Origin of the sequence: Yersinia sp. SCPM-O-B-9106 (C-191) (assembly GCF_026183365.1) — a bacterium.
GTDB classification, from domain to species: Bacteria; Pseudomonadota; Gammaproteobacteria; order Enterobacterales; family Enterobacteriaceae; genus Yersinia; species Yersinia rochesterensis.
Genome location: NZ_CP110791.1, coordinates 1537816 through 1563540, shown reverse-complemented (window position 1 = coordinate 1563540; position 25725 = coordinate 1537816). Strand labels below are relative to the sequence as shown.

Sequence of the window (25725 nt, the reverse complement as noted above, 5' to 3'; positions counted from 1 at the left end):
TATGGAAAATAAAATACCGGTAAAAAACATTGATTACGTTACAATTAACGGTATAGATAGATATAACTTGGAAAAACTAGATGCATGTGAATATAAAACCCTATCAGCCTATCTCATAGGTAAAATACCAGCAGAGCAATTACTCGATACCAATGAACTGGAGATATTCAATAAATCATTAAAAAGAAATATTTCGGTAAAACCTATTAAAGCAAAAAAACTGGTTATCGTATTGAAGGCGACTCGCTTATGTAACCTTCGTTGTACCTATTGTCACTCATGGGCTGAAGGCCCTAATCAGACAGTTTCATTTCATACACTAGCCCATACAGTTCGGCAGATCCTAGCTATTCCTAATGTAAATAGATTTGAGTTTGTCTGGCATGGCGGTGAAATTACACTGTTAAAGCCAGATTTTTTCAAAAAACTCATTTGGCTACAACAGCAATTTAAGCGGCCAGAACAATATATCACTAATACGATGCAGTCAAATATCGTGAATCTTTCTGAAGAGTGGTTAACCTTTATTAAGGGCATCGGAATGAACGTTGGGATCAGTCTCGATGGTATACCCGCAGTTAATGATAAACGGCGAGTTGACTACCGAGGAAAGGGTACATCTGAACGGATCGCCAGCGGGATAAAAAAACTACAGCATTACAATATATTATATGGTGCACTGATAGTTGTTGACCGCGAAGTATATCAAACCGACATGAAAGAGATGTTGACTTACTTTATTTCAATAGAATTGACTGGCATTGAGTTTCTTAATATTGTACCAGATAATCGCTTGACCACAGGGGAATATGTTGGAAATAATTTCATCAGTTATGCTGAATTCATCAAATTCTTATCAGATCTATTTATTATTTGGATAAAAGATTATCGTGAAAAAATACACATTACTATTTTCGAGGATTTTATTAAGGTGTTGGAACATCCTGATAAAAAACTCACTGCCTGTTATTGGTCTGGCAATTGCTCACAAGAAATCATTACACTGGAACCTAACGGAGATGTATCTCCCTGTGACAAATATAGAGATGATGCCAATAGTATTTATGGCTCGATATTGAATACTGATTTAGCCGACCTGCTCGCAAACTCATTACATAATCAACAAGCTATCAGTGAAGAAAAAGAGGCAACTGAGAAAATGCGCCATTGTGAATGGTTTTCTATTTGTCACGGCGGTTGCCCCCATGACCGAGTTATTAATCGTAGACATACCGAAGGATATAATGATGCATGCTGTGGGACTAGAGACTTACTGGAAACTATTCGGCGTTATTTAGTGAGCACTAACTGAAGCTATGGCGGATAATACTTTTCTGACATTAGCGGAAAGTATCTTGCGACACTCTCCGCTAACTTTAATGCGAACAACACTGATATTGCAATTACCTCACCAAAATCGACCAAAACATAGTGCTGGTTTATTCGCGCTGACTTATTTAGTGTACCGGTGCTATCGCATGTGAATAGTCAGATACTGGTTGTACATTATCAGGCTTTGGTTCTTTCACCTTGACAACAACTTTTGGTTTTAACGGTTTCACGGTGAATATATTCCATTCTACCGGTTTGCTCGCATTAACCACCTCAGCTTCGGCCAAGGTTTTAGTACCGTTGTGATTAATCACAACATCTTTTGTCCCATAAAAACCTGACATCTCAGTAATACCTTGTTTATTGGTATTACTACCTGAACCGCCAAACTCTGCCATTTCATCGCCCGCAAAGTCAGTCGTCCCCATATAGGATAGATTTAATCTAAAATCTTTGTTATCAATAAGATAAAACTCTTTAACACTTTGAATATGCAAATTACCGCCAATATCAGCCCGCACACTATCGACAACTACTTTTTCCCCTTTCAGCAACATATCTTTGCCGTTTTCTAAGAAAGTGCGTTCGGTGTTTATACGACTATTCTGATGTTTAATAACCCATTGGTTATTTTTATCATCTTTAATATTAAAACTGCCTCCTGTTAACTTGTGTTCTGTAGGAGTATCTGTATTTAAACCTGATATTGTTGAACCACTGGCACTGGCTGAAATAAAGAAGTCTATATTATCTTTAGGGGCTTGGCTTTGTGCTGATTCTAATAATATGCCTCCGTTTGCTGCGGTGATATCAACCTGCCGAGCTTTAACCTGTAACCCCTGAGCATAAATGGCTTCTTTATTGTCACTCTTAGCGCTAATAGCAACATTACCGCCACTGTAAATAGTGGCTCCCTCACTAAACAATGTTGATTCATTAACTCTCTTTTCTTCAGCCGTAAAACCAATACCGCTTTCCGTTGTACTATTATCATTAGAGCTAGCTTTGCTTATACTGAGCACCAGACTACCACCGGCTTTATCTTCACGAATTGCACTATCAGAAACCGATGCTAACAGCTTAATATTATTCCTAGAGAATAATTTAACATTTCCTACCGATTTATCCTCGTTGTCAATATTAGTACCTGCCAATATCAAGTCACCATTACCCGCTGCTAACCTCACATTCTCCAGAGTAGTAATGCTGCTTTTGATGGCATTATTATAAAAACTATTTTTTTGCTCTGTATGGCCCTTCCCCTCAACGGCTAAGCTTTGAGAGCCGGACTTCAAACCAAGTTTAACCCCCCCTTCTATTTGTGTTGCTTGAAAGTAGCCACTATCAGTGATGTCAATTTTAACCCCCAATTCGGACTGAAACACACTAGGTAGTGCTTCCTGGGTGTAAAAACCATTTTTATACACTCTGCCTTCCCCCTTACCAGAGATTTTTATATCATTACCCGTGCTGGTTGCCACTCTCAGGTCCCCCTGCCCACTCAGCTTTCGCTCATTATCTTTTTCACTATTAATAGCCGATTTATTAAAGTAATTTTTAGCATGAAGATTTATTAGCTCGTCACTCTGATATTGAGTTCCTTCGTCAATAAACTTATTATTATCTGGCAGTTTAATCTCCCCTCCGGCACGGATTGAAGTCACAAACACCACTGTACTGTCTTTATATTTATCGGTTTGACTGCCTTGTGCCGTGATATCTACACCTGCAGTAGGCACTTTTAGCTTGGGCAGAACTACACCATTTTTAGCTATATCGTTCTCTAGCACTTTTTTAATCGGTCGTATTATCCCACTGTAATCAATATTGAAACCGAATCCGCCTGAGATATCTTCTTTATCCGTTTTTCCAAATGAACTATTGTGACTGGCTAAATTAGTGATATTTTTCCTTCAGCCAACAACTCGCTCACTGCCACATGCTGAGCGCCTTGTTGAATAATATCGCCATGAGTATAAATACTAATGTCTTGCGCACTATCTAAACGGGAAACAATACCACTATTCGTAGCAAGGTGACTTTTCTCATTATTAACATTAACACTTACTCCATTCCCGGATTTATTTATACCACCGGTGTAATAAGCGCCACCACTAGTAAACTGACTTGTCTTATCAGTAACATTGCTATTTCTGGCGGCAAAAAGACCGATATTCTGAAGACTTCTAAAAATTATACGATCTGTAGTTTTTTTTAATGCCGCAACATAAAGTTCTCCCCCCCAGAGTTGAATTAATATTGATCCCGCCCGCGGTTATTGTGGACACGTTTTACTCACTTATTGAGCTAATCTCTGTGTCTTTGACATGCTTAATCATAAAATCTGCATTGTATTGATCTTTAAGAGGAATCAAATAAAGGAAAAGAGTCATACTGCTCAAGGTAGTATCAGACTGTGGCCTCTTTGCCCCCTATCAATTCACCCGCATAACAATCTCTGCCATAATGCCTCTCTCAATTGATAGATTGCCCAGCACCCGTTATAGCTTCTGGCGACGGTGCCCTCAGATCACGGAGTTCAGCATGGATCACGGTAATACCTCGGATTTACTCTCTCTGGAGCAAGCGCTGACGAAAATGCTGTCGCAGATCACGCCATTACAGACCAGCGAAACCATAGCGCTCACTGATGCTGCGGGACGTATCACAGCTAGTGCAATTACATCACCGATTGCCGTGCCACCTTTCGCTAATTCAGCTATGGACGGTTATGCTGTGTGCTGTAATGAACTTAGCAGTACCCTGCCATTACCGGTGGCGGGTAAAGCTTTCGCAGGCGCCCCCTTTAAAGATGAATGGCCAGCAAATAGCTGTATTCGGATCATGACCGGCGCACCTATTCCCGCAGGTGCCGATGCTGTTGTCATGCAAGAACAAGCGGTTGTGAGCGAGCAGGGTGTTACATTTAGCGGCAATATACATGCTGGACAAAATATCCGGCTGGCAGGTGAAGATATTCAGCAAGGGGCGGCTGTTTTTCCTGCCGGCGTTAAACTCGGTGCTGCACAGTTACCGCTATTGGCATCATTAGGGATTGCCGAACTTACCGTGTTCCGTACATTGAAAGTGGCTATTTTCTCTACCGGTGATGAATTGAAGCCAGTCGGTCAGCCCTTGGGAGAGGGGGAAATTTACGATACCAATCGCTTTGCGGTACGTTTAATGCTGCAGCAATTAGGTTGCCAAATCATTGATCTTGGCGTCATCCGTGATGACCAACAAGCATTACGCAATGCATTTGAACAAGCCAATGCATCTGCTGATTTGGTCATTAGTAGCGGTGGGGTTTCCGTCGGCGAAGCGGACTATACCAAACAAATGTTGGAAGAACTGGGTGATGTAGGTTTCTGGAAATTAGCGATAAAACCCGGTAAACCTTTTGCTTTCGGTAAATTAGAAAATGCCTGGTTCTGTGGCCTACCAGGTAACCCCGTCTCTGCGGCACTGACATTTTATCAATTGGTACAACCTCTCATTGCTAAACTTTCCGGTCACTCTGATTGGCAGCCACCGTTACGTTTGAAAGCAAAAACAATAACAAAATTGAAAAAAACACCGGGCCGGCTAGATTTCCAACGTGGCGTTTTCTCAACTAATGCTCAAGATGAGTTGGAAGTGCGCACGACAGGCCATCAAGGTTCACATGTATTTAGCTCATTTAGCCAAGCTAACTGTTTTATCGTCCTTGAGCGGGAACGTGGTTCAGTAAACGTCGGCGAAGTTGTTGAAATAGAACTATTTAATGGATTATTGATTTAGTGAATTATTTTAACAAAAAATTACTAGGATACTGATATGTTGCCTGAACTTTCCGATGCACAAACTCTGCGTTATAACCGGCAAATCGTTTTGCGGGGTTTTGATTTTGACGGACAGGAAAAACTCAATGCAGCCAAAGTATTAATTGTTGGATTAGGCGGTCTCGGGTGTGCAGCAGCACAATATCTGGCAGTAGCAGGTGTAGGCCATCTGACATTACTGGATTTTGACACAGTTTCTCTGTCCAACTTGCAACGGCAAGTTCTGCATCGTGATGACCGTATCGGTGTGTCTAAGGTCACCTCAGCAGCAATAACTTTAGCGGAGATGAATCCTGGCCTGACACTTAAAACAATTGATATTCAGTTAGATGATGAACAGCTTGCTATTGCCATAGCTGAGCATCAATTGGTGCTGGATTGTACCGATAATGTCGCCAGCCGTGAGCAACTTAACCGTCTATGCCATACCCAACGTAAGCCACTGATTTCTGGTGCGGCAATTCGCATGGAAGGACAAGTGAGTGTCTTTACATATCAAGAGGATAAACCTTGCTATCGCTGTCTCAGCCGCTTGTTTGGTGATAACGCTCTGACCTGTGTTGAGGCCGGAGTAATGGCTCCATTGGTGGGTATTATTGGTAATTTGCAGGCGATGGAAACGATAAAACTACTGGCTGATTATGGTCAGGTGATTTCAGGCCGCATATTAATGTATGACGCCATGACGGCAGAGTTTCGCAGTTTAAAGCTGGTAAAAGATGCCAAATGTGAGGTTTGCGGTCAAGACTGATGAGATATGGGCATAAAAAAAGCTGATGCATTGCATCAGCTTTCTTATCAACACTCAATCAAATAATCAGGACTGAATACCTTGGCTACGCAGATAATCTTCGTAGTTACCGGTAAAGTCGATCAGCTTGCTTGGTGTCATTTCAATCACTCTGGTCGCCAATGAACTCACAAACTCACGGTCATGAGAAACGAAGATTAACGTGCCTTCGTACATTTCCAATGCCATGTTAAGAGCTTCAATCGATTCCATATCCAAATGGTTAGTTGGCTCATCCATTACCAGAATGTTAGGCCGCTGCATCATCAGCTTACCAAACAGCATCCGTCCTTTCTCACCACCAGACAAGACCTGTACTTTTTTCTTGATATCGTCCTGGCTAAACAGCAAACGGCCCAGCACACTGCGCACAGCCTGCTCGTCATCTTTTTCCTGTTTCCACTGACTCATCCAGTCAAATACCGTCAGATCGATTTCAAAATCGCTGGCGTGATCCTGTGCATAGTAGCCGATCTTACTGTTTTCAGACCATTTTACGGTACCCGCATCCGGCTCATAATCCCCTACCAACGTTTTCAGCAAAGTAGATTTACCGATACCGTTCGGCCCGAGGATCGCCACTTTCTCACCCACTTCCAGCCGCAGATCCAGCTTTTTAAACAGTGGGCCGTTATCAAAACCTTTGGTTAGCAATTCAACTTCCAGTGCATTACGGAACAGCTTTTTATCCTGATCAAAGCGGATAAACGGGTTCTGGCGGCTGGAGGCTTTCACTTCATCAAGCTGAATTTTATCAATTTGACGAGCGCGTGAAGTTGCCTGTTTGGATTTCGAAGCGTTGGCACTAAAGCGGCTAACGAAAGATTGTAACTCAGAGATCTGGGCCTTTTTCTTGGCGTTATCAGAGAGCAGACGATCGCGAGCTTGAGTCGCCGCCGTCATGTATTCATCATAGTTACCCGGATAAACGCGCAGTTCGCCGTAATCTAAATCCGCCATGTGAGTACACACCATATTCAGGAAGTGGCGGTCATGGGAAATAATGATCATGGTGCTGTTACGTTCGTTTAGAATTTGTTCCAACCAACGGATAGTATCGATATCCAAGTTGTTGGTAGGTTCGTCGAGTAACAAAATTTCCGGATCGGAGAACAAGGCCTGTGCCAGCAATACACGCAATTTGAAGCCGGGAGCGATTTCGCTCATCAGACCATAATGTTGTTCAACCGGAATACCGACACCGAGCAACAATTCACCAGCACGGGCTTCTGCACTGTAACCATCCATTTCACCATAAGCCACTTCTAGATCAGCGACTTTATAGCCGTCTGCTTCGCTCATTTCGGCCATGGCGTAAATACGATCGCGCTCTTCTTTTACTTCCCACAGTTCGCCGTGACCCATAATAACGGTGTCGAGCACTGTGTTGTTTTCAAAGGCGAATTGGTCCTGACGTAACTTACCCAGGCGCTCATTCGGGTCAAGGAATACGTTACCACCGCTGGGTACTAAATCACCGCCAAGGATTTTCATGAAAGTGGATTTACCACAACCATTAGCACCGATTAGGCCATAGCGATTACCGCCACCGAATTTTACTGAGATGTTTTCAAACAGCGGCTTGCTGCCGAATTGCATGGTGATATTGTTAGTACTTAGCACAGAGCTCGCTCTCGATTGGATTACTGAATAGGGATATTCAAGAATTATAGAAAATGTGATTCGGCGCGCATTATGCCACAAGATGGCAAGAGTATCGCCTCCAGTTTGCATGAAATCTCAGCAAGAGTGGAAAAGCGGGTGAGATTAAGGCTAAAAGCTGGGGTACAGTTTAACCGCAGCGTTTTATATCAATGTGCCATTTGCTGAGTAAGCATATGAAATCTTATCGCTAACTCATCTTATCCTGAACTTGATAAATAAAAGAGGCTATATTGCACGACCAATACAATATAGCCCTCCGCCCTGACTCCCACATAACCTACTACCCTATAACCACTTCGGATTTCGGGTAAACGAGATGGTTAGCCAGCGATGCGGCCCAGATTCACCAATTGCGCGGGATATCTCATCGCGTATTTGGTCAAAATAAGATACACCGCTATTCTCCATTTCAGGTGGAATAACCACATGAATCTCAACAAACAAACCTCGACCAATGCGAGTAGCGTAATGTGAATAATCTATAAATTGATATTTCGCCATTAGCTTATCCATTATATTTTCCATGGAAGCATCCAGCGTATCCGGTGTCATTTGTAATACTTCACGGACGGCGGCAATGACGGTTTTTATCGGAACGGTTATCAATATCAGTGTTAACAGCGCCAATACACTAGGGTCAGTATAAACGATCAAATGCTCATAGCGGGTGCCTTCCATACTCCAGGAAAGCAAAAAGGCCACTAATAAAGCCGAGCTGATACACGCCGACATCAGCCAACTTTTGGTATCTAATGCGATTAACTCAGACTTAACGCGTTTATTTAAACGACGTTGCTTTAGGAAGATAGTAAAACAGAAAATGCTGACTACCAGAGCATACACAATCGCCCAACCTAGCTCTAATTCACGCCCGCCATCAATAATGCCTTTAATCGCGTTAACAAAAGCATACAAACAGAGGAAGGCCAGTAAACTACCATTAAAAGCCAAGACTAGCGGCTCTACATGCCAAAAACCATATTGAAAACGCCGGCTGTTCGGTTGACCCAACAATCGGGATACTAATAGAGATAAACTGCACATCCCTGCGTCTAAAGCAGAGAACATACCATCGAAAATAATCGACATAGACCCACAGACAATACCAAAAACAATCCCCATGATAGCAATGAATAAAGTACAAAAAATCGAACGTCGTAAAATCTGCTGTTCAAGTTTAGTATCGTGCAGCATCGGTGCTGCTTGTCCACTATATGTCGTCATGATTACAACCTATTTTATAGTTATCTACTTTATAGTAACCTACTGTTTTATAATCATATATTATCACCCGCCCAACTTGACGTGTAAATCTCGACAGAAACAATGAAAGTTAATCAGGCCAACAATAGTGTGTCATATTATTCCCTTTTTACCAGTAAATTACGTTGTCACGCCGGAACAGTAAGCGGGTTAATGTCTTGTTTTTACATATTTAAAATAAGATATTTTTTGTTATAAGGGAGGGATAGCGTTAATGAAAGAAAATGACTATTCATCAATATAGTATTTCTACATTAGGATATATAGCGACAAAACTTAATATTCTATTACAGACGAAAAAAATCCGCCCGAAAGCGGATTTTTCCAATACAGTATTCACCCTTAGAGATGAATGCTGATTATCCTAAGCAGTTGCTTAGAAAGTGTAACCTACGCCAGCAACCCAAGTGCCAACGTCAACGCTACGAATGCGGCTTTGCTCGTAAGAAACGTCAAAGGCAACATTTTGCATTGGGTTGAACTGCACGCCTGCACCATAAGTGAAGCCGTAATCGCTGGTGCTGTTTTTGTCGCTAGGAGACGTTGGGTAGTTCTGGCTGAAACGGCCATAACCCACACCTACTAAGCCATAAACGCTAGCCCAATCGTTGATACGGTAAGCTGGGCCACCGGTGATCGCGTTGTATTGTGCTTTGTTGTAAACAGATGCGCTGTCGCCGAAGCTGCTTTTTTCAGTGTGAGTGAAAGAGGTAATGTAACCCAGTTGGGAATCGCTCCACTCGTAACGGTACTTCAGGTTGAAGCCTGAAGATTTGTTAGCAACACCTTGGTAATCGCTCTGGGCATAACCACCAGAAACGGTGCTTTGACCTGCAAAGGCTGACCCTGCGGTCACTGCTAATACACAAGCTGCTACAGCTGAAAGACATGCAATTTTATTCATAACCACCTCGAAAAACGCAAATTATTAGATGAAACTTGAAAACGATGAAATTATAACAAAAAATAGTATGAAACTCTGCCCATGAATGATTGTCTAATTATTTATTTGGTGTAACAAAGAGTTTCAAGTATCTTCTATCTTACTAATACGTTTACGAATTTTGGGTATTCTACGCCATTTTGTGACACTCATCACCAAAACCCATTCCAGACTAATCTTAATTATTCAGTTCAATAAAACACCAGGAAAAGTATTAAAAATAAGCAGCATTAGAAAATATTTTTTTATTTCCGCTTTTTCTTCGCCATTTTTATGTCAATTGGTAATTTTTAAACACTTAACAGACATTTCATTTACACTGGCAAGGATTGATATCTACTATTTTTCTTTGAGGTTCAAAAGGATGTCCTTGTCTCCTTCTTCCAAAAATTCACTCCCGTTACTCCCGATTCTCTTGCTCGTGATCGCCATGATCTCAATACAAAGTGGCGCATCGTTGGCGAAGAGTCTGTTCCCGCTGGTCGGCGCACAGGGGATAACCTCATTGCGACTGGGTATCGGCACGCTGATTCTGTTTGTTATTTTTAAACCCTGGCGGATGCGGTTTGAAGCCGGTAGTCGGTTGCCCTTATTGATTTATGGAATTGCCTTGGGTGGCATGAATTTCCTTTTTTACCTGTCATTGAAAACAGTGCCATTAGGTATTGCCGTCGCGTTGGAATTCACCGGCCCACTGGCAGTCGCTATGCTCTCTTCACGCCGCCCGGTCGATTTTATCTGGGTCGGGTTGGCGATTTTGGGCCTATGGTTCCTGTTACCGCTGGGAAACAGCATCGGAACCATTGATCTATTTGGAGCGGCCTGTGCTCTGGGCGCAGGTGTCTGCTGGGCGCTTTATATTGTTTCGGGGCAAAAAGCCGGTGGTGATCATGGGCCGGGTACCGTAGCGATTGGCTCTCTGATTGCTGCGATAATTTTCTGTCCAATTGGTGTAGCTTATAGCGGTATGGCACTGTTCAGCCCGGCAATTCTGCCAGTGGCATTGGCTGTAGCTATTCTGTCAACGGCATTACCTTACTCACTTGAAATGGTCGCACTAACCCGCTTGCCCACCCGCACATTCGGCACATTGATGAGTTTAGAGCCAGCATTAGCAGCGATTTCAGGGCTGGTATTCTTAAATGAACATCTGACACTGATTCAATGGCTGGCACTGGCATCTATTATCAGCGCCTCCATCGGCGCTACCCTGACCATCAAACCTAAACCGCAAATTGACGAAATTGCTTGAACAGGAGCCACAGATGAAAATCAGAATTGCAACAACAGCCGATTTTGCTGAAATTTGGCCACTTTTTCAGGCGGTAATCCGTAGCGGCGACACCTATGTGTTCACCCCAGACACGCCCGAACAAGATGCTTATGATTACTGGTTTGGTATCGGAGTGCGGTGCTGGGTGGCGTTGCATGAGGGACGAGTTGTCGGTATGTATAAATTAATCGATAACCAGCGCGGCCTGGGTAATCATGTTGCGAATGCGTCTTTTATGGTCGATGGAAATGCACGCGGTCTGGGCATTGGCAAAGCACTTGGAATCCATTGTATTGAACAGGCAACAGCCCTCGGTTATCGCGCCATACAATTCAACTTTGTGGTCAGCACCAATACCCTCGCGGTTGCTCTGTGGCAAAAGCTAGGTTTTGAAATTCTCGCCACACTGCCAGGCGCGTTTAACCACAGCCAATTGGGTTATGTGGATGCCTATGTTATGCATCGAGCACTGGTTCCTCATCAGAGCTGACGCTCAGTTCCCCCAGAGAAACTTTATCGAGTACGCCAGCCCAGTCATTCCGCGAGCTGGCGTTTTTTATTGATTATTTCTCATTTTTTGCATCCAAAACACCTAGCTGATTCGTATAGGTAGAGGTGAGGCACGACTTCACCTCAATCCACCCACGCTCTAAATAATTCGAGTTGCGGGAAGGCGGCAAGAGAGAGAACTTCGATAAAATTACATAAGTAATTGATTCGGATGATAAATAGGTCTGGAGCAGATTTGAACGCTGCTTGCAGCGGCCTCACCAAGGTGAGGCCCATGGACAGGCCGAGTAACGAACGCCGCCAACGCACATGCAGCTTGAAGTATGACGAGCATAGAAGGAATACATTATGAAAACGCTTATTCGTACCACTGTGCTCGCGTCCTTAGTGTTCAGCAGTATTTCTATGGCCGCTATGAACTCCGAAGATGTCATGGTGGGCGGGGCTTCAATGTTGCCAAGCAAAAACATCGTCGAAAATGCGATGAATTCCAAAGATCACACCACCTTGGTGGCCGCCGTTAAAGCGGCCGGGCTGGTGGATACCCTAGAAGGCCCCGGGCCATTTACCGTATTTGCGCCCACCGATGCCGCGTTTGCAAAATTGCCCGCAGGTACGGTTGAAAATCTGGTCAAACCAGAAAATAAAGCCATGCTTACCCAAATCCTGACCTATCACGTGGTGCCGGGGAAATACGATATGCAGCAGTTAGCAAGCAAAATTAAAGCGGGCGGCGGGAAGGCTGAGCTGAAAACTGCAAATGGCGAATCATTGTGGATCATGAACAATGGGCCGCATAACATTCAGTTGAAAGATGCTAAAGGGAATGTCGCCAATATCAGCATCTATGATGTACAACAGAAAAATGGTGTGATCGACGTTATTGATACTGTTCTGATGCCTAAATAAAACCCGTCTATACTTGCACCTTACGGGTTTTTTAGGGATAGGCGCATGAATGAATGTTCTGTAGAACAACAGATTGGACTGATCGATGCTATTGCTCAAGGCGATCAGTCCGCTTTTGAACAGCTTTATCGTCTGACCTCCCCCCGATTATTCGCCGTCGCATTACGAATCCTGCGTAATCATGCCCGGGCAGAAGAAGTTTTACATGACAGTTTCCTCAGCGTCTGGAATCGGGCGGGAAATTACAACGCGAAGTTAAGCTCGCCATTAACCTGGCTGACGCATATTGTCCGTAACCGTGCCATTGACCTGATGCGCGGCTGTGATAATAGTTTGCAAGTGCTTGATGATGAACAAACCGATGCGCTGGCTGATAATGCGCTCACGCCACTGGCGCAATTGCAGCAAGACAGCGAAGCCAAAAAGCTGGCTGAATGTTTAACACATCTGCCCACAGAACAGCGACAAAGCCTTATGCTGGCTTACTACCAAGGGCTGTCACACGGGGAGATTTCAACTCATCTGCAACAACCTCTTGGCACGATAAAGAGCTGGATTCGTCGTGCGCTGGATCATCTGAAGGATTGCGTAGGATTATGAAAAATAGACGCGAATATGACTCAGCACTGGCCGCAGAATATGCGCTGGGTACCCTACGAGGGCTGGCCAGAATGCGTTTTACCCGAAGAATTCGCCGCGATCCTCAACTGGCGGCCGATGTTGCCAGTTGGCAAAGTCTGTTTACGCAGTTGGATAATCAATTAGCTCCTTTAGCCCCGCCTGAACGGGTCTGGAAACGACTGGAATTGCAATTGCCGCCAATTAATATCCGGCTGGTTAATAACAATCGCTGGCCTTATCTGGGCTGGGCGGTGGCCGCCGCATTGGCCGTATTTTTGCTGATTCCACGTTTATTGGTGTCCCCACCCACCACCTTGCCGGTAGCGGTCTTGTCAAATAGTCAGCAAACTAGTCAATGGGTGGTCACTCTGGAAAAATCGACCCGCAGTTTGACCTTAACACCCTTGAATCTGGTCGCCATCAGTGACAGTAATAGTCTTGAATTATGGCGTATTCCCGCCGGAGAAAAACCACATTCATTGGGGTTATTAAATGCTCAGGGGCCGACACACCTGACACTGGCTGAAAACCAGTTAACCGGCGATTCATTACTGGCAATCAGTTTGGAACCTCACGGCGGGTCGCCCACTGGCCAGCCCACCGGGGCCGTATTGTTCAGTGGACCACTACAAAATCTGTGATTTTTCTCTCGGAGGCCATACATGCAAGACTGGGATCCTGATTTATATCGCCAATTTGAAGCAGAACGCACCCGCCCCGCTCACGACCTGCTAGCACATATTCAAGCAGCAACACCGCAGCGTATCAGTGACTTAGGTTGTGGGCCGGGTAATTCCACGCAATTGCTGCGCGAGTATTTTCCTGATGCCCAACTGGTCGGCATTGATAACTCCCGCGCCATGTTGCTCAGTGCGCAACAGCGCTTGCCCGATTGCGCTTTTCTCGAAGCCGATATCCGCCAATGGCAACCTTCAGAGCCGCAAGACCTGATTTATGCCAATGCATCGCTACAGTGGCTCACTGACCACCAGCAACTCTTCCCTTACCTATTTTCTAAACTAGCTGCCAACGGAATACTTGCCGTCCAGATGCCGGATAATCTTGATGAGCCGAGCCACAGGGCAATGCGAGAGGTCGCCGCAAACGGCCCATGGCAGCAAACGCTACAGGAGGCTGGGGCTGAGCGGGTAAAGGTGCTCACCGCCAATCAGTATTATGATTTGCTGGCTCCTCATGCTGAACAAGTCGATATTTGGCGCACCACCTATTATCACCCGATGCCCTCCGCGCAGGCGATTGTCGATTGGCTACGCGCAACCGGTTTACGCCCTTTCCTTGAGCCGCTCTCTGAATCTATGCGATTGGATTTCCTGCAAGATTACCTGACTATTATTGATGCGGCATATTTACAACAAGTTGATGGTCGGCGCTTACTCGCGTTCCCGCGCTTATTTATTGTTGCCCGAGCACGGTAATAACCCTTTGAGTATGCCGGTTAAATTAATTTTCCGGCATACTGGAATGATATAACGCAGTAAAATAGTCAATGAAGAAAATAATCTATATTTAAAATATAAAAATACATATAAATCATAGTGATAAATATTATCAATTGAGCACAATAATAAGAATGATAATATTTTAGCAATGAAACATTAAATGACACTTTAAAACACACTTAGCAATAAGCTATTTAATTGATAGGCACTATCTGCCCCACAAAATTAAATATCTTTGTTATACTTATCCCGGTGAAGAAATTGGTAATCAACTCAATAAAGGGATACCTATTATGAGTACAGCAAAACTGGTAAAAGCAAAATCTTCCGAACTCATCTATACACGAAATGACGTTGATGAACATACTAAAGAGCTTACGATTAAGCTATTAAATGAGCTGGTTATTCAGTTTATTGATCTGTCACTTATCACCAAACAAGCTCACTGGAATATGCGCGGAGCTAATTTTATTGCGGTCCACGAAATGCTGGATGGCTTCCGCACCACCATTAACGACCATCTCGATACTTTTGCAGAACGCGCGGTACAATTAGGGGGCATTGCACTTGGCACTGCACAGCTAGTGACTGAAAAAACCCCATTGAAGAGCTATCCGACTCGTATTCATAGCGTGCAAGACCACCTGAAAGAGTTAGCCGACCGATATGGTGTGGTGGCGAACTTTGTGCGTAAAGCCATCACTGAAGTCAAAGATGAAGATAGCGCAGACATGTTTACTGCCGCCTCACGCGATCTTGATAAGTTCTTGTGGTTCCTCGAAGCCAATCTTGAAGATCAGCGCTAATATCGCCGATAGATTTCAAAGCGCAGGAAAACATTAACTGAGAACAGCCAACATTCCTGTCATTTGAAGCAAATAAGACAGGGCCGGTTATCCGGCTCTGTTCACGAAGATGCCCCCTCTCTTCCCTCCCTGCCCGATTTTCAAACCAAAACCCGATACAGTTAACAATATTGTTACATAAGCGTAAGCTATAGATTGTTTATTATTGACTATATAGTTAATAATAAGTAAACAATTGAATGGTTGCACCAAAATGATATTTTTGCACCATTTAAGGGCGTCAATTTGGTGCAAAAATCGCAGACTAAGTATTCGCCTACTAATTACTTAGAGAAATGTCTCTATTTTTAAATAACTTGCATTTCTGGCACGTTTTTTTCATATTGCACACTGAAACATAAAAATGGATCCCCATGCCCCACGCCATTGAGGTTGCAGTTTGGCTGCAATATCGACAACAAAGGGTATATCCACAAAAGCACAAAGGAACTCCCACTTATGAAGTCACTTGTCAAAGTTTCATTGGCCGCTCTCGCGCTGGCCTTTGCCGTTAGCTCCCACGCCGCAGAAAAAGAACTGATTGTTGCCACAGACACCGCTTTCGTTCCTTTTGAATTCAAACAAGGGGATAAATACGTCGGTTTCGATATCGACTTATGGGATGCCATCGCGAAAAAACTGGATCTGAAATACACCCTGAAGCCAATGGATTTCAGTGGCATCATTCCTGCGTTGCAAACCAAAAACGTGGATCTGGCACTGGCTGGGATCACCATCACCGACGAACGTAAAAAAGCCGTCGATTTCTCTGATGGTTATTACAACAGCGGCCTGCTGGTGATGGTCAAAGCGAATAACAACGACATCAAAGGCGAAGCTGACCTGGCAGGCAAAGTGCTGGCAGTGAAAAGCGGCACCGGCTCTGTCGATTATGCTAAAGCCAACATCAAAACCAAAGACTTGCGCCAATTCCCAAATATCGATAATGCGTATTTGGAGTTAGGTACTGGTAATGCTGACGCCGTATTGCATGACACACCAAACATCCTTTACTTCATCAAAACTGCCGGTAATGGCCAGTTCAAAGCGGTGGGCGACTCCATTAAAGCTCAACAGTATGGTGTAGCATTCCCACAAGGCAGTGACCTGCGCGAAAAAGTTAACGCCGCGCTGAAATCCCTGAAAGAAGACGGCACTTACGCTGCAATTTATAAAAAATGGTTCGGCGTAGAACCTAAGTAATTCATTTTTTTGAAATTTTTATACTCTGAAAGTTCGAAGTATGACGAGTATAGACCAGGAGAATATCCATGCAGTTTGAATGGAGCGCTATTTGGCCCGCCATCCCAATCCTGCTTGAAGGCGCCAAGTTAACCCTATGGATTTCGGTCCTGGGGTTGCTTGGCGGCCTGATTATTGGGGTTATAGCAGGTTTTGCCCGCGCCTATGGCGGTTGGCTGAGCAGAAATATCGCATTAGTATTTATTGAATTGATCCGTGGCACGCCGATTGTGGTGCAGGTGATGTTCATCTACTTTGCGCTGCCGATGATGATGCCCGTGCGCATCGATCCCTTCTCAGCAGCCGTTGTGACGATCATGATTAACTCAGGTGCCTATATTGCGGAAATTACCCGTGGTGCAGTGCTGTCAATCCACAATGGGTTCCGTGAAGCTGGTCTGGCGTTAGGTTTGTCCAAACGCGATACCTTGCGCTATGTTATTGCGCCTTTGGCTCTGCGCCGCATGCTACCGCCATTAGGTAACCAATGGATCGTCAGCATCAAAGACACCTCACTGTTTATCGTGATTGGCGTAGCCGAACTGACTCGCCAGGGTCAGGAAATTATTGCCGGTAACTTCCGCGCCATGGAAATTTGGAGTGCGGTTGCGGTTATCTACCTGATAATCACCTTGGCTCTGAGCTTTGTTCTGCGCCGGTTAGAAAGAAAGCTGAAAATAATATGATTGAATTCAAAAACGTCTCCAAACACTTTGGTAAAACCCAGGTGCTCCACGACATCAATCTGAATATCACCAAGGGAGAAGTGGTGGTGATTATTGGTCCTTCCGGCTCGGGTAAATCCACCTTGCTGCGTTGTATCAATAAACTGGAAGTCATTACCAGTGGTCAGTTAATTGTTGATGGCCTTGATGTCAATGACCCCAAAGTGGATGAACGCCTGATTCGCCAAGAAGCGGGGATGGTGTTCCAACAGTTTTATCTGTTCCCACATCTGACTGCGCTAGAAAACGTGGCATTTGGCCCAGTTCGTGTGCGCGGTGCTTCTAAGGAAGCCGCCAATAAGCTCGCGATGGAGTTATTGACCAAAGTTGGGTTGGAAGAACGCGCCCATCATTATCCGGCAGAGCTATCCGGTGGCCAACAACAGCGTGTGGCTATCGCCCGTGCATTGGCGGTAAAACCTAAGCTGATGCTGTTTGATGAGCCGACCTCGGCACTGGACCCTGAGTTGCGTCATGAAGTTTTGACCGTAATGAAAGATTTGGCCGAAGAAGGCATGACCATGGTCATCGTCACCCACGAAGTGGGCTTCGCGCAAAAAGTAGCATCGCGCCTAATCTTTATTGATAAAGGCCGGGTAGCACAGGACGGTGACCCAGATAGCTTGATTTCAAATCCACCCAGTGAACGTTTACAGGAATTCCTGCAACACGTTTCCTGATGTGTATTTTATTATCACGTTAAAATGACGACGTTAGAATAGATGATGGCGGGTATCTTCACTGATATCCGCCATTTTTTATGCTGACAGCTGGTTATACATGAGTTTGCTGATTCTTGACCTGAGAAAACGCTGTCATCAACTTCACCACATCCTGCATACCTATATTCACTTGATGAATGACTTCACCGGCATCTTGAGTCAGCGTGACCCCACCTCCGGCCTGCTCAACACAAACGCCCATCCCCTTGATGGCCGCCATAGCACCATTTTGAATAGTCTTGGTCATCTGCTCGATTTCAGTAGCGGCCTTACGTGAACTTTCTGCCAGAATTCGCACCTCACTGGCCACCACAGAAAAACCTTTGCCGTGTTCACCCGCATGGGCAGCTTCTATTGAAGCATTGATTGCCAATAAATTAGTTTGCGAGGAAATTTTGCGAATGGCTTCCACAATGGTGCCGATCTCTTTCGAGCAACGCCCTAACTCACTGATAACCGCCGAGGTTTCGCGCGCCACAGATTCCACTTCCTGCATGCCGCGCACCGCCTGTTGAACAATCTCCGCCCCTTGTGATGCCGAGCGGTCAGTGGTTAATGATAAATGGTGTACATCGCGAATCAGGTTTTCTTCATGTTCCTGCTGCAACATCAATTGTGTAATATCCTGAGCAATCTTCACCACTTTTAGCACTTGCCCCTCTTTATCCATAATCGGGTTATAACTCGCCTCCAGCCAGACCCGCTCGCCGCGGCTGTTCACGCGTTCAAAGCGCCCGACAATAAACTCACCTTGAGCTAGCCGCTGCCAATGCTGACGATATTCGTCTGAGTGCGCAAATTCAGGGAGACACAAAATCTGATGAGACTGATGCCGAATATCGGCCAGTGAATAACCAATAACATGCAGCAAATTATCATTGGCATCTAAAATAATACCCTGCGGCGTGAAAGTAATCATTCCCATTGAACGATTAAGCGCTGCCAATAAACTCTGGTGTTCCTGAGATTGCACAATACGCTCAGTCACATCACTGGCAATTTTAATAATTTCCACCACTCGCCCTTTATTATCGAGCACCGGCGTATAGGTTCCTTGCAGCCAGATAATAGAGCCATCTTTACGAATGCGCTTAATATTATCGGTAATAGGCCGCCCTTCATTGAGTAATTGCCAGTGACGACGATAAGCATCACTTTGCACATAATGTGGGTCACAAAACAATCTATGATGCTTCCCGAGGACCTCCTCCCGTTGGTATCCCATTGATTGTAAAAATAAGGTATTAGCGTGTTTTACTGTGCCATCCGGCTTGAAAATAATCATGGGGATTGCATTGTCAATCGAGGTCAGTTCGGCGCGCTTCGATGCATGAGATGAGCTGAAATTGAACAACATAAGTCGCGTCCTTATGGTGAAAGATTGAACTGCAAATAAGTCATGTGACTATCAACATGTTTGCACGACAAAAAACCAGAAAATCAGAATAGAATTTTCTTTACGTTTTATTCTTCACCCTGGACGATGAGGTAGTTGGTTAGTAAAAATAAACACAGAAAAAAATCAAAATAAAACTTACACTTGTCGGCTATTTTGCCTGACTAAGAATTATCTTAATTAGCATAGCCGAAAGTATTTAGATTGACAGCCAATTGAGTAATATTGAAATAAAACAGTAGAAAATAGGGCTGTATCCAGATAATTAAATATTGCCTATAGGCGGCAAGTAAACGTATCCCGATGAGCTGACAAAGGTCAGTGATTCGGGTAAGTGCATGCAGCCAACACCCCTGCGACGCCTAGGGCGACGGGGATTACCAGCGCTCAGCTTTCCAGGCGACCTGCTGCTCCGGCGTCAGGAAAGTCCATGCCACAAACCGGCTGACTTTCTGCCCCTGTGCCATATCAATGGTACGAACTTCAACTGCATTGGCATAACGCAGAGCATGATAAATCGCCGGTAATGTGGTTTTTTTCGAAATAAGTGAAGTAAACCAGAAGCAATTTTGCGCTTTCGTCGCGCTCTCTGCCACCATGCGGCTGACAAAACCTTCTTCCCCGCCCTCACACCACAGCTCACTATTTTTTCCGCCAAAGTTTTGCACCGGTTTAGCGGCAACTTCACCTTTACCCAATTTGTGCAATTTCCGGCGAGTGGTTGCGGCCGCTTCTTCTGCTGAACCATGGAATGGCGGGTTACACAATGTGGCATCGTAACGTTCATTCACCGCCAGAATACCTTCGAAAATCGCCTGCGGATCTTTTTGTTGCTTAAGTCGCAGAGTATTTTTCAGTGTTGGATTCATGGAGACCACCATTTTCGCCGCACTGAGAGCTTGCGAGTCAATGTCAGTGCCGGTGAAACGCCAACCGTATTCCCGTTGACCAATAATGGGGTAAATGCAATTGGCACCGACGCCAATATCCAACACCGCAATATTCTTACCTTGCGGGATAACACCGTCATTGCAGCTGGCTAATAAATCGGCCAGATGATGCACATAATCCGCACGACCAGGAATAGGTGGGCACAAAAAGTCTGCGGGAATATCCCAATACTCAATGCCATAGAAATGTTTTAACAATGCCTTGTTCAGCATTTTGACTGCCAGCGGGGAGGCAAAATCGATAGAAATATCACCGTAGGCATTCGGGGCCAAAAAAGGGATTAATTCAGGGCAACTGACTGAAAGCGCATCAAAGTCATAACGCGAGCGATGACGGTTGCGCGGGTGCAATCCACTTTTTTCTTTAGGGAATACTTTTTTGTTTTCCATCGTACTGACTCTCTGATAAGCATTTTCTGGCGCGTAAGATAGCATAAATTCGCGGCGAACGGGCCAGCAGCGCAAGAGACAGCTCGCTATCTGCCGATTTATCTCAAAGATTGCCGATGGTTATCACTTTGATTTTTTATATCCTGAGGATATGAACCCAGATAATTATCAATCAAATATTTTGAATAATTAACTCAATTGTATCCGGTTTTAAAATCTCTGCAAGGGCGTAATATAGCTTCCATCGAAAGGGAGCGCCCTTTCAACCTTAAAATCGAATAGGAATACATCATGAAAAACATCAAAAATTTCGTTGCAGTTATCGCCCTGTCTACTCTGTCTTTCGCTAGCTTTGCCGCAGAACACATCAACAGCCAAGATGCGGCTAAATTAGAACAAGTCGGTGTTATCTCCGTTAGTAACGTCACTGACCTGAGCAGCTTGAAAGCACAACTGGCCGAAAAAGCAGATGCCGCCGGTGCTAAAGCTTTTACTATTACCTCAACAACCGGTAATAACTTGATGCACGGTACTGCGACTATTTATAACTAATTGATATTTATATTATATTTTAGCAATGCTCGCTGCCCTTATTGAGCCATAGCATTTCTGAAAGAGAAAAAGCCCATCAGCCAACCTGATGGGCTTTTTTATGTCGACAAAACACCGAATCACATTGATAGGAGTCGGGCATTTATTGCACTGGCAAATGTGCGACACATGGCCTCATCACCTTGCTGATTGTCAGCCAGTTGCTCATCTCCATCAACCACCCGCATAGTCACGTTTAAGTCAAAATCTGCTACCGGTTGTGGGCGTATTGCCGCCAGTTTAATTGTTTTCAGGGCTTCATCCCAAGCTTCTTCAACGGTTTGATTACAAACCTTCGCCAGATAATCTGGATTGAAGCTTTCCCCTGTCAGGCTGCGCAATGTTTCATCGTGAGTGACACTGTTGCCGGGCCGCCAATAATGTTCTGCAAGATCGGGGCCGATAGCGGGGTTGTCCGTCAGATAACCATCGCGGTTGAGGAAGAATGCTCGTGTTTGTTCTACCGCCATCAATGCCAATAAATAACCTTGATAGGAGCAAGCAGACTCCATTGATAATAAATGCGGAATAGCCAGTGTCGGGCGTGGGCTGCCACTGACACCCAGAATTTTTAATTCAATGTCTCGGGCCAGTTGAGTTATCGCTTCTGGTGTGCGTTGTGCATCATCCCACTGATAAAGTTGCCATTCAAAATAGGGCACTAATAAAATATGCCGATCATTAAAAGCTCGCATGGGTTGTCGCGCCTGAATGCTTTCCTGAATCAATACGTCAGGAATCGATTCGCCCTGACTGTTCTTAGCATAACGTTTTAACCAATCGGCATCATCAAGCAAGCTATCGCAGAACATAGATTGCGTTTCGGCGTAGGCCATTGAGGTTGGAGGGAATTCTTGTGAAAAACAGGGAGCATTTTGCACAATATTAGAAAAATGGGCCGCATGCCCACCTTCATGAAATAAGGTATTTAGCCCCGACGCCCCACTTCCAACCTGATCGGGCTTGGCCAAACTGGTGAAATTGATGCGCGCCGGAACCCAGTGGCCTTGGTCAACAAAAGGCGGCACCGGCCCATGCATAAAACCATTTTCATATTTCCCTTTACGCACCAGCAGATCCAAATTCATCTGTGCGCCGCGAAAACCAACATGTAGCCGCTTAAAACTATTAACCCAGCGGTCAAGTGACTCGGCAAAGGGAAAATAAGGATCTAGTAGGCGGGTGACATCTCCCCCGCTGGCAAAGCGAATATTCCACGGCTCCAGCGTTTCAAGGCCTTTTTCCTCAACGAGTTGCTGCAAACTACGCAAATTAGCCTCGTGAGTTTGTTCTTCAAAACGATCCAAAATGGCAAATAACTGTTCCGGCGTCATCTGCTCGGTTTTATTCACTTTGTAATCAAAGTAATTGCGATAACCCAATTTCCGCGCAAAACGATTACGCAAACTAATTAATTCTGGCAAGCCATTATGCAATAGCCATTGTTCCAACTCTCGCAATGCCAAGTGCGAACTGTGCCGACATTCTGCATTTTCATTAGTGCCCTGGTTCGTCAATAACTCACCCAGAGAGGCGGAAACCCGCTCACCGGCAGCATTTAAATGGGTTAGAGTGAAGCTTTTTCGCCGTTGGTAAAGGGATGATTCTGCGGCAATAATTTCATCAAGTAGGGCTTGTGTGTTGAGGTCTTCAATAGCATTACAATCAAAAAAACGGTACCACCCTTGCAACCCGTGCAGTAGTGCATCGCGATCCACGGTGGATGGCTCGTTTTCCAACTGGGCAATCAAGTCACGCAGTTCTTTCAAGCGGTGGCTCTGTGCGATAAAACGCTTATAAACACTCTCGGCTGTAGAGAATTGCTGAGCAATATCCTCCCCACCTAGCCCCATATAATTCTGCCAAAAAAGATCTTCTTTAGCCTGATGGACAGCCAGGTAATCCTTATTCAGAGCAGTAAAGTAGTCCAAAGCTTGTCGCATAGTGTTCCTTTTCAGCAATTATTCATTAATATCAATTTAAGTCAGTAAAAATCAAATAATAGTGAGTTTATCACCCTCAAAAAAAGACAACAAAACATGATTAAATTAAATTAGCAAAACCATTAAAATCAAATAGTAATAAAAAGACAAATACAAAAAAAAAACATCACGGATGTAATATTTAAATTATCCACTAAAAATACACATTAACTATAGCCATCTACCGAATGATAGTAATGCCTTATAAGTCATTAATTTGTTGCCGTGCCTGTTCGATAGTCTCCGCCCGCCCAACGGCTACCAAACAGCAAGCAAGCTGCTTTTGGATAGAATCTGGAATGGGTACAACACTGGCCAAACAATCTTCAATCCAGCGGGCGGTAATGGCAGCCTCTTTCGACGAGGGTAATGCCAGTTCGGCCGGCTCGGGTTGGCGTTCCAACAAAATTTGCTGCTCACCATTATCGATATAATGGATGGGTGGGCAACGTAATGGGTTGGCATAAACCTCCCCTTCAGTCCCTTGCTGTAACAGGGCCGGAGCACTGATCGCCTGGAAGAAACCGCCGACTTTTTGCATATATTCTGGATGAGAAACACTGGCAAGGCGCAGTGCTTGGTCGCGAACAAATGGCGTTGCCAATTTTGCCAATGTATGGCTGCTATTTCGCACCCCCATACGCCAGCGTTGCTGTAATTGATCGTCTAATTGAGCGGACAATGCTGAAACAGGAATAAACACCGGCAGCCCATCATCCAGACGCTGTTGAGCCTCTGTAGCACTGTGTGACCAAGGGATATTCAGGTGTTGGAAAATCTCGGCGCTGGTCACCCGGCTACTGTCTTCTGTCACGCCGTGTACCACCACCGGTAGCCCAAGGCGGGCTAGCAATAACGCCAATAATGGGGTGAGATTAGCTTGTTTACGTGCGCCGTTATAACTCGGAATAACCACTGGTAATGGGCGATTTTGCGGTGCCCGCAGTGACATCACCTGTTCCTGCATCGCCTGATAAAACCCCAAAATCTCCTGTTCAGATTCACCTTTAATACGAAATGCAATCAGAATGCCACCCAGTTCCAGCTCCGGTACTTGCCCGGCCAACATGGCTTTATATAGTTCATATGCGGTCGTCTGATCCAGATCCCGGGCATGATTTTTACCGCGCCCAATCTCTTTGATAATTTTGCTGTAATCCATGGTGCGGTATTTCGCCTCTCAATGTTCCGTAACTCTATACCCGTCATCCTGCAAGTTGCCTGTGTTGGCTTTTTTTATTACACGGCCGCTGCAACTCGAATTATTCAGAATATAAATAAGTTGAATACTTCTGAAACTTTATCACCAATAGTGATGAATGTGCCCGAAATTGTTACTGCGGTGAATATGGAGTAAAGGCCCCGACCAGCGCTTCAATCTCCAGTGCGGGATATTGATCGGCCAAAGTGAGTAATCCACAGCAATGAGCTGAATGTCTCTATGGATTGTCCAGCTCTTCGGGCCGGCTAAATAGCACTTGATAAATAGCGCCGCCCAAAGCTCCGCCCACCAAAGGGGACAACCAAAATACCCATAATTGTTGCAAGGCAATTCCACCGGCAAAAATAGCCACACCGGTGCTACGAGCAGGATTTACCGAGGTGTTATCCACTGGAATACTGATTAAATGAATCAATGTATAAAATAGGCCAATGACTAAAGGGCCGACTACTGCGGGGGTCGCTGCATCCGTCACCCCCATAATCACCATGACAAAACCCATGGTTAAAATCACCTCGGCCAGCAATACCGAGAGTAAACTGTAACCTCCGGGGGAGCGCACGCCAAAACCGTTACTGGCAAACCCGGCACTGACATCAAAACCGACTTTGCCACTGGCGATTAAATATAAAACTGTTGCGCCAGCTAATCCCCCAAGCACTTGCGAAAGAATATAAGGCAGTAATTGCGCGCCAGAGAAACGGCCACCCACCCATAAACCGAGTGATACCGCAGGATTAAAATGCGCACCAGAGATATGCCCTAATGCATAGGACATCGTGACCAGCGCCAGCCCAAATGCCAACGCCACACCGAGAAACCCAATCCCCGCCTCCGGGAACATTGCAGACAATACTGCACTGCCACATCCGCCTAATACCAACCAGAAAGTGCCAATAAATTCAGCCATTAGCTGTTTCATATTGATCGACCTCAGTCCGCTAAATATATTGATAGCAGTTAGCATTGCCGCGAATCAATAGCAGCAATGTACACCGGAGGTACCACTTGACGTGTTAGTGTCTGCTTACCCGCGGCTGGTATAAGCTTAGTCACTGAATTTATGTCTATCA

At 44.9% G+C, this 25725-nt stretch carries 23 protein-coding genes; 14 read left to right on the top strand and 9 right to left on the bottom strand.

Annotated elements, in window-relative coordinates:
• The first annotated feature begins 1 nt into the window (after window position 1).
• On the top strand, window positions 2-1312 hold the full coding sequence (gene darE / locus OP863_RS07185) for a darobactin maturation radical SAM/SPASM protein DarE (RefSeq protein WP_265526028.1): 1311 nt from the start codon (window positions 2-4) through the stop codon (window positions 1310-1312).
• Between the two features lie 145 nt (window positions 1313-1457).
• On the opposite strand, the gene OP863_RS07180 is transcribed toward darE, so the two are convergent.
• Window positions 1458-3122, bottom strand: a complete 1665-nt coding sequence (locus OP863_RS07180) for a hemagglutinin repeat-containing protein (protein ID WP_265526027.1) — start codon at window positions 3120-3122, stop codon at window positions 1458-1460.
• Window positions 3123-3876: 754 nt separating this feature from the next.
• Between OP863_RS07180 and moeA the strand changes: the two genes are divergently transcribed.
• Window positions 3877-5112, top strand: a complete 1236-nt coding sequence (moeA, locus tag OP863_RS07175; protein WP_265526026.1) for a molybdopterin molybdotransferase MoeA — start codon at window positions 3877-3879, stop codon at window positions 5110-5112.
• A gap of 36 nt (window positions 5113-5148) precedes the next feature.
• Window positions 5149-5904 (top strand): molybdopterin-synthase adenylyltransferase MoeB, encoded by a 756-nt coding sequence (gene moeB / locus OP863_RS07170; RefSeq protein ID WP_265526025.1) that lies wholly within the window; start codon window positions 5149-5151, stop codon window positions 5902-5904.
• 66 nt (window positions 5905-5970) lie between these two features.
• On the opposite strand, the gene OP863_RS07165 is transcribed toward moeB, so the two are convergent.
• The 3 genes from OP863_RS07165 to ompX form a co-directional block, all read right to left on the bottom strand.
• Window positions 5971-7566, bottom strand: a complete 1596-nt coding sequence (locus OP863_RS07165; RefSeq protein ID WP_071841807.1) for an ABC-F family ATPase — start codon at window positions 7564-7566, stop codon at window positions 5971-5973.
• A gap of 327 nt (window positions 7567-7893) precedes the next feature.
• Window positions 7894-8832 (bottom strand): cation diffusion facilitator family transporter, encoded by a 939-nt coding sequence (locus OP863_RS07160; protein WP_038634409.1) that lies wholly within the window; start codon window positions 8830-8832, stop codon window positions 7894-7896.
• 415 nt (window positions 8833-9247) lie between these two features.
• A complete protein-coding gene (gene ompX / locus OP863_RS07155) occupies window positions 9248-9775 on the bottom strand; it encodes an outer membrane protein OmpX (protein ID WP_038634412.1) in 528 nt (175 codons plus the stop codon).
• Window positions 9776-10178: 403 nt separating this feature from the next.
• Here ompX and rhtA point away from each other — a divergent pair, with 403 nt between their 5' ends.
• From rhtA to glnQ, 10 genes are all read left to right on the top strand, one after another.
• Window positions 10179-11066 (top strand): threonine/homoserine exporter RhtA, encoded by an 888-nt coding sequence (gene rhtA, locus OP863_RS07150; RefSeq protein ID WP_145510245.1) that lies wholly within the window; start codon window positions 10179-10181, stop codon window positions 11064-11066.
• A 13-nt stretch (window positions 11067-11079) separates the two neighbouring features.
• Complete coding sequence (locus tag OP863_RS07145) at window positions 11080-11577, top strand: GNAT family N-acetyltransferase (RefSeq protein WP_038634417.1); 498 nt, start codon at window positions 11080-11082, stop codon at window positions 11575-11577.
• Between the two features lie 368 nt (window positions 11578-11945).
• Complete coding sequence (locus OP863_RS07140; protein ID WP_038634421.1) at window positions 11946-12506, top strand: fasciclin domain-containing protein; 561 nt, start codon at window positions 11946-11948, stop codon at window positions 12504-12506.
• Between the two features lie 45 nt (window positions 12507-12551).
• Window positions 12552-13106, top strand: a complete 555-nt coding sequence (locus OP863_RS07135) for an RNA polymerase sigma factor (RefSeq protein ID WP_038634424.1) — start codon at window positions 12552-12554, stop codon at window positions 13104-13106.
• A complete protein-coding gene (locus tag OP863_RS07130) occupies window positions 13103-13768 on the top strand; it encodes an anti-sigma factor domain-containing protein (RefSeq protein ID WP_265526024.1) in 666 nt (221 codons plus the stop codon). Before OP863_RS07135 ends, OP863_RS07130 begins: the two co-directional genes overlap by 4 nt.
• A 21-nt stretch (window positions 13769-13789) precedes the next feature.
• The gene (gene tam / locus OP863_RS07125; RefSeq protein ID WP_145587866.1) at window positions 13790-14563 is read left to right on the top strand and encodes a trans-aconitate 2-methyltransferase; all 774 of its coding nucleotides are present in this window, start codon (window positions 13790-13792) and stop codon (window positions 14561-14563) included.
• A 317-nt stretch (window positions 14564-14880) separates the two neighbouring features.
• Complete coding sequence (dps, locus tag OP863_RS07120) at window positions 14881-15393, top strand: DNA starvation/stationary phase protection protein Dps (RefSeq protein WP_038634431.1); 513 nt, start codon at window positions 14881-14883, stop codon at window positions 15391-15393.
• 498 nt (window positions 15394-15891) lie between these two features.
• Entirely contained in the window at window positions 15892-16635 is a 744-nt protein-coding gene (gene glnH, locus OP863_RS07115) for a glutamine ABC transporter substrate-binding protein GlnH (RefSeq protein ID WP_004388693.1), read from the top strand.
• Window positions 16636-16703: 68 nt separating this feature from the next.
• On the top strand, window positions 16704-17360 hold the full coding sequence (glnP, locus tag OP863_RS07110; protein WP_005168189.1) for a glutamine ABC transporter permease GlnP: 657 nt from the start codon (window positions 16704-16706) through the stop codon (window positions 17358-17360).
• Entirely contained in the window at window positions 17357-18079 is a 723-nt protein-coding gene (glnQ, locus tag OP863_RS07105; RefSeq protein ID WP_038634434.1) for a glutamine ABC transporter ATP-binding protein GlnQ, read from the top strand. The genes glnP and glnQ overlap by 4 nt, the downstream gene beginning before the upstream one ends.
• Window positions 18080-18173: 94 nt before the next feature.
• Here the strand turns inward: glnQ and OP863_RS07100 are convergent, their stop codons facing one another.
• Both OP863_RS07100 and rlmF read right to left on the bottom strand, forming a co-directional pair.
• Window positions 18174-19478: a methyl-accepting chemotaxis protein gene (locus OP863_RS07100; RefSeq protein ID WP_186368379.1), complete on the bottom strand. Its 1305-nt coding sequence runs from the start codon at window positions 19476-19478 to the stop codon at window positions 18174-18176.
• A gap of 416 nt (window positions 19479-19894) precedes the next feature.
• Entirely contained in the window at window positions 19895-20857 is a 963-nt protein-coding gene (rlmF, locus tag OP863_RS07095; RefSeq protein ID WP_186368378.1) for a 23S rRNA (adenine(1618)-N(6))-methyltransferase RlmF, read from the bottom strand.
• A 291-nt stretch (window positions 20858-21148) separates the two neighbouring features.
• Here rlmF and bhsA point away from each other — a divergent pair, with 291 nt between their 5' ends.
• Window positions 21149-21409 (top strand): multiple stress resistance protein BhsA, encoded by a 261-nt coding sequence (gene bhsA / locus OP863_RS07090; protein ID WP_038634441.1) that lies wholly within the window; start codon window positions 21149-21151, stop codon window positions 21407-21409.
• A 119-nt stretch (window positions 21410-21528) separates the two neighbouring features.
• On the opposite strand, the gene OP863_RS07085 is transcribed toward bhsA, so the two are convergent.
• The 3 genes from OP863_RS07085 to aqpZ all read right to left on the bottom strand — a co-directional run bounded on the left by OP863_RS07085 (window position 21529) and on the right by aqpZ (window position 25574).
• Window positions 21529-23391 (bottom strand): M3 family metallopeptidase, encoded by a 1863-nt coding sequence (locus OP863_RS07085; protein ID WP_265526023.1) that lies wholly within the window; start codon window positions 23389-23391, stop codon window positions 21529-21531.
• A 241-nt stretch (window positions 23392-23632) separates the two neighbouring features.
• Complete coding sequence (gene ybiB, locus OP863_RS07080; RefSeq protein ID WP_038634447.1) at window positions 23633-24592, bottom strand: DNA-binding protein YbiB; 960 nt, start codon at window positions 24590-24592, stop codon at window positions 23633-23635.
• A 277-nt stretch (window positions 24593-24869) separates the two neighbouring features.
• Complete coding sequence (gene aqpZ / locus OP863_RS07075) at window positions 24870-25574, bottom strand: aquaporin Z (RefSeq protein ID WP_265526022.1); 705 nt, start codon at window positions 25572-25574, stop codon at window positions 24870-24872.
• Window positions 25575-25725 lie beyond the last annotated feature (151 nt).

Coding starts and splice junctions, on each gene's coding strand:
- aqpZ (WP_265526022.1), bottom strand. CDS start 25,574: ATGAAACAGCTAATGGCTGAATTTATTGGCACTTTCTGGTTGGTATTA.
- moeA (WP_265526026.1), top strand. CDS start 3,877: ATGGATCACGGTAATACCTCGGATTTACTCTCTCTGGAGCAAGCGCTG.
- tam (WP_145587866.1), top strand. CDS start 13,790: ATGCAAGACTGGGATCCTGATTTATATCGCCAATTTGAAGCAGAACGC.
- glnH (WP_004388693.1), top strand. CDS start 15,892: ATGAAGTCACTTGTCAAAGTTTCATTGGCCGCTCTCGCGCTGGCCTTT.
- glnP (WP_005168189.1), top strand. CDS start 16,704: ATGCAGTTTGAATGGAGCGCTATTTGGCCCGCCATCCCAATCCTGCTT.
- OP863_RS07085 (WP_265526023.1), bottom strand. CDS start 23,391: ATGCGACAAGCTTTGGACTACTTTACTGCTCTGAATAAGGATTACCTG.
- darE (WP_265526028.1), top strand. CDS start 2: ATGGAAAATAAAATACCGGTAAAAAACATTGATTACGTTACAATTAAC.
- moeB (WP_265526025.1), top strand. CDS start 5,149: ATGTTGCCTGAACTTTCCGATGCACAAACTCTGCGTTATAACCGGCAA.
- OP863_RS07140 (WP_038634421.1), top strand. CDS start 11,946: ATGAAAACGCTTATTCGTACCACTGTGCTCGCGTCCTTAGTGTTCAGC.
- OP863_RS07135 (WP_038634424.1), top strand. CDS start 12,552: ATGAATGAATGTTCTGTAGAACAACAGATTGGACTGATCGATGCTATT.
- rhtA (WP_145510245.1), top strand. CDS start 10,179: ATGTCCTTGTCTCCTTCTTCCAAAAATTCACTCCCGTTACTCCCGATT.
- glnQ (WP_038634434.1), top strand. CDS start 17,357: ATGATTGAATTCAAAAACGTCTCCAAACACTTTGGTAAAACCCAGGTG.
- ompX (WP_038634412.1), bottom strand. CDS start 9,775: ATGAATAAAATTGCATGTCTTTCAGCTGTAGCAGCTTGTGTATTAGCA.
- OP863_RS07160 (WP_038634409.1), bottom strand. CDS start 8,832: ATGACGACATATAGTGGACAAGCAGCACCGATGCTGCACGATACTAAA.
- bhsA (WP_038634441.1), top strand. CDS start 21,149: ATGAAAAACATCAAAAATTTCGTTGCAGTTATCGCCCTGTCTACTCTG.
- dps (WP_038634431.1), top strand. CDS start 14,881: ATGAGTACAGCAAAACTGGTAAAAGCAAAATCTTCCGAACTCATCTAT.
- rlmF (WP_186368378.1), bottom strand. CDS start 20,857: ATGGAAAACAAAAAAGTATTCCCTAAAGAAAAAAGTGGATTGCACCCG.
- OP863_RS07130 (WP_265526024.1), top strand. CDS start 13,103: ATGAAAAATAGACGCGAATATGACTCAGCACTGGCCGCAGAATATGCG.
- OP863_RS07100 (WP_186368379.1), bottom strand. CDS start 19,478: ATGTTGTTCAATTTCAGCTCATCTCATGCATCGAAGCGCGCCGAACTG.
- OP863_RS07145 (WP_038634417.1), top strand. CDS start 11,080: ATGAAAATCAGAATTGCAACAACAGCCGATTTTGCTGAAATTTGGCCA.
- ybiB (WP_038634447.1), bottom strand. CDS start 24,592: ATGGATTACAGCAAAATTATCAAAGAGATTGGGCGCGGTAAAAATCAT.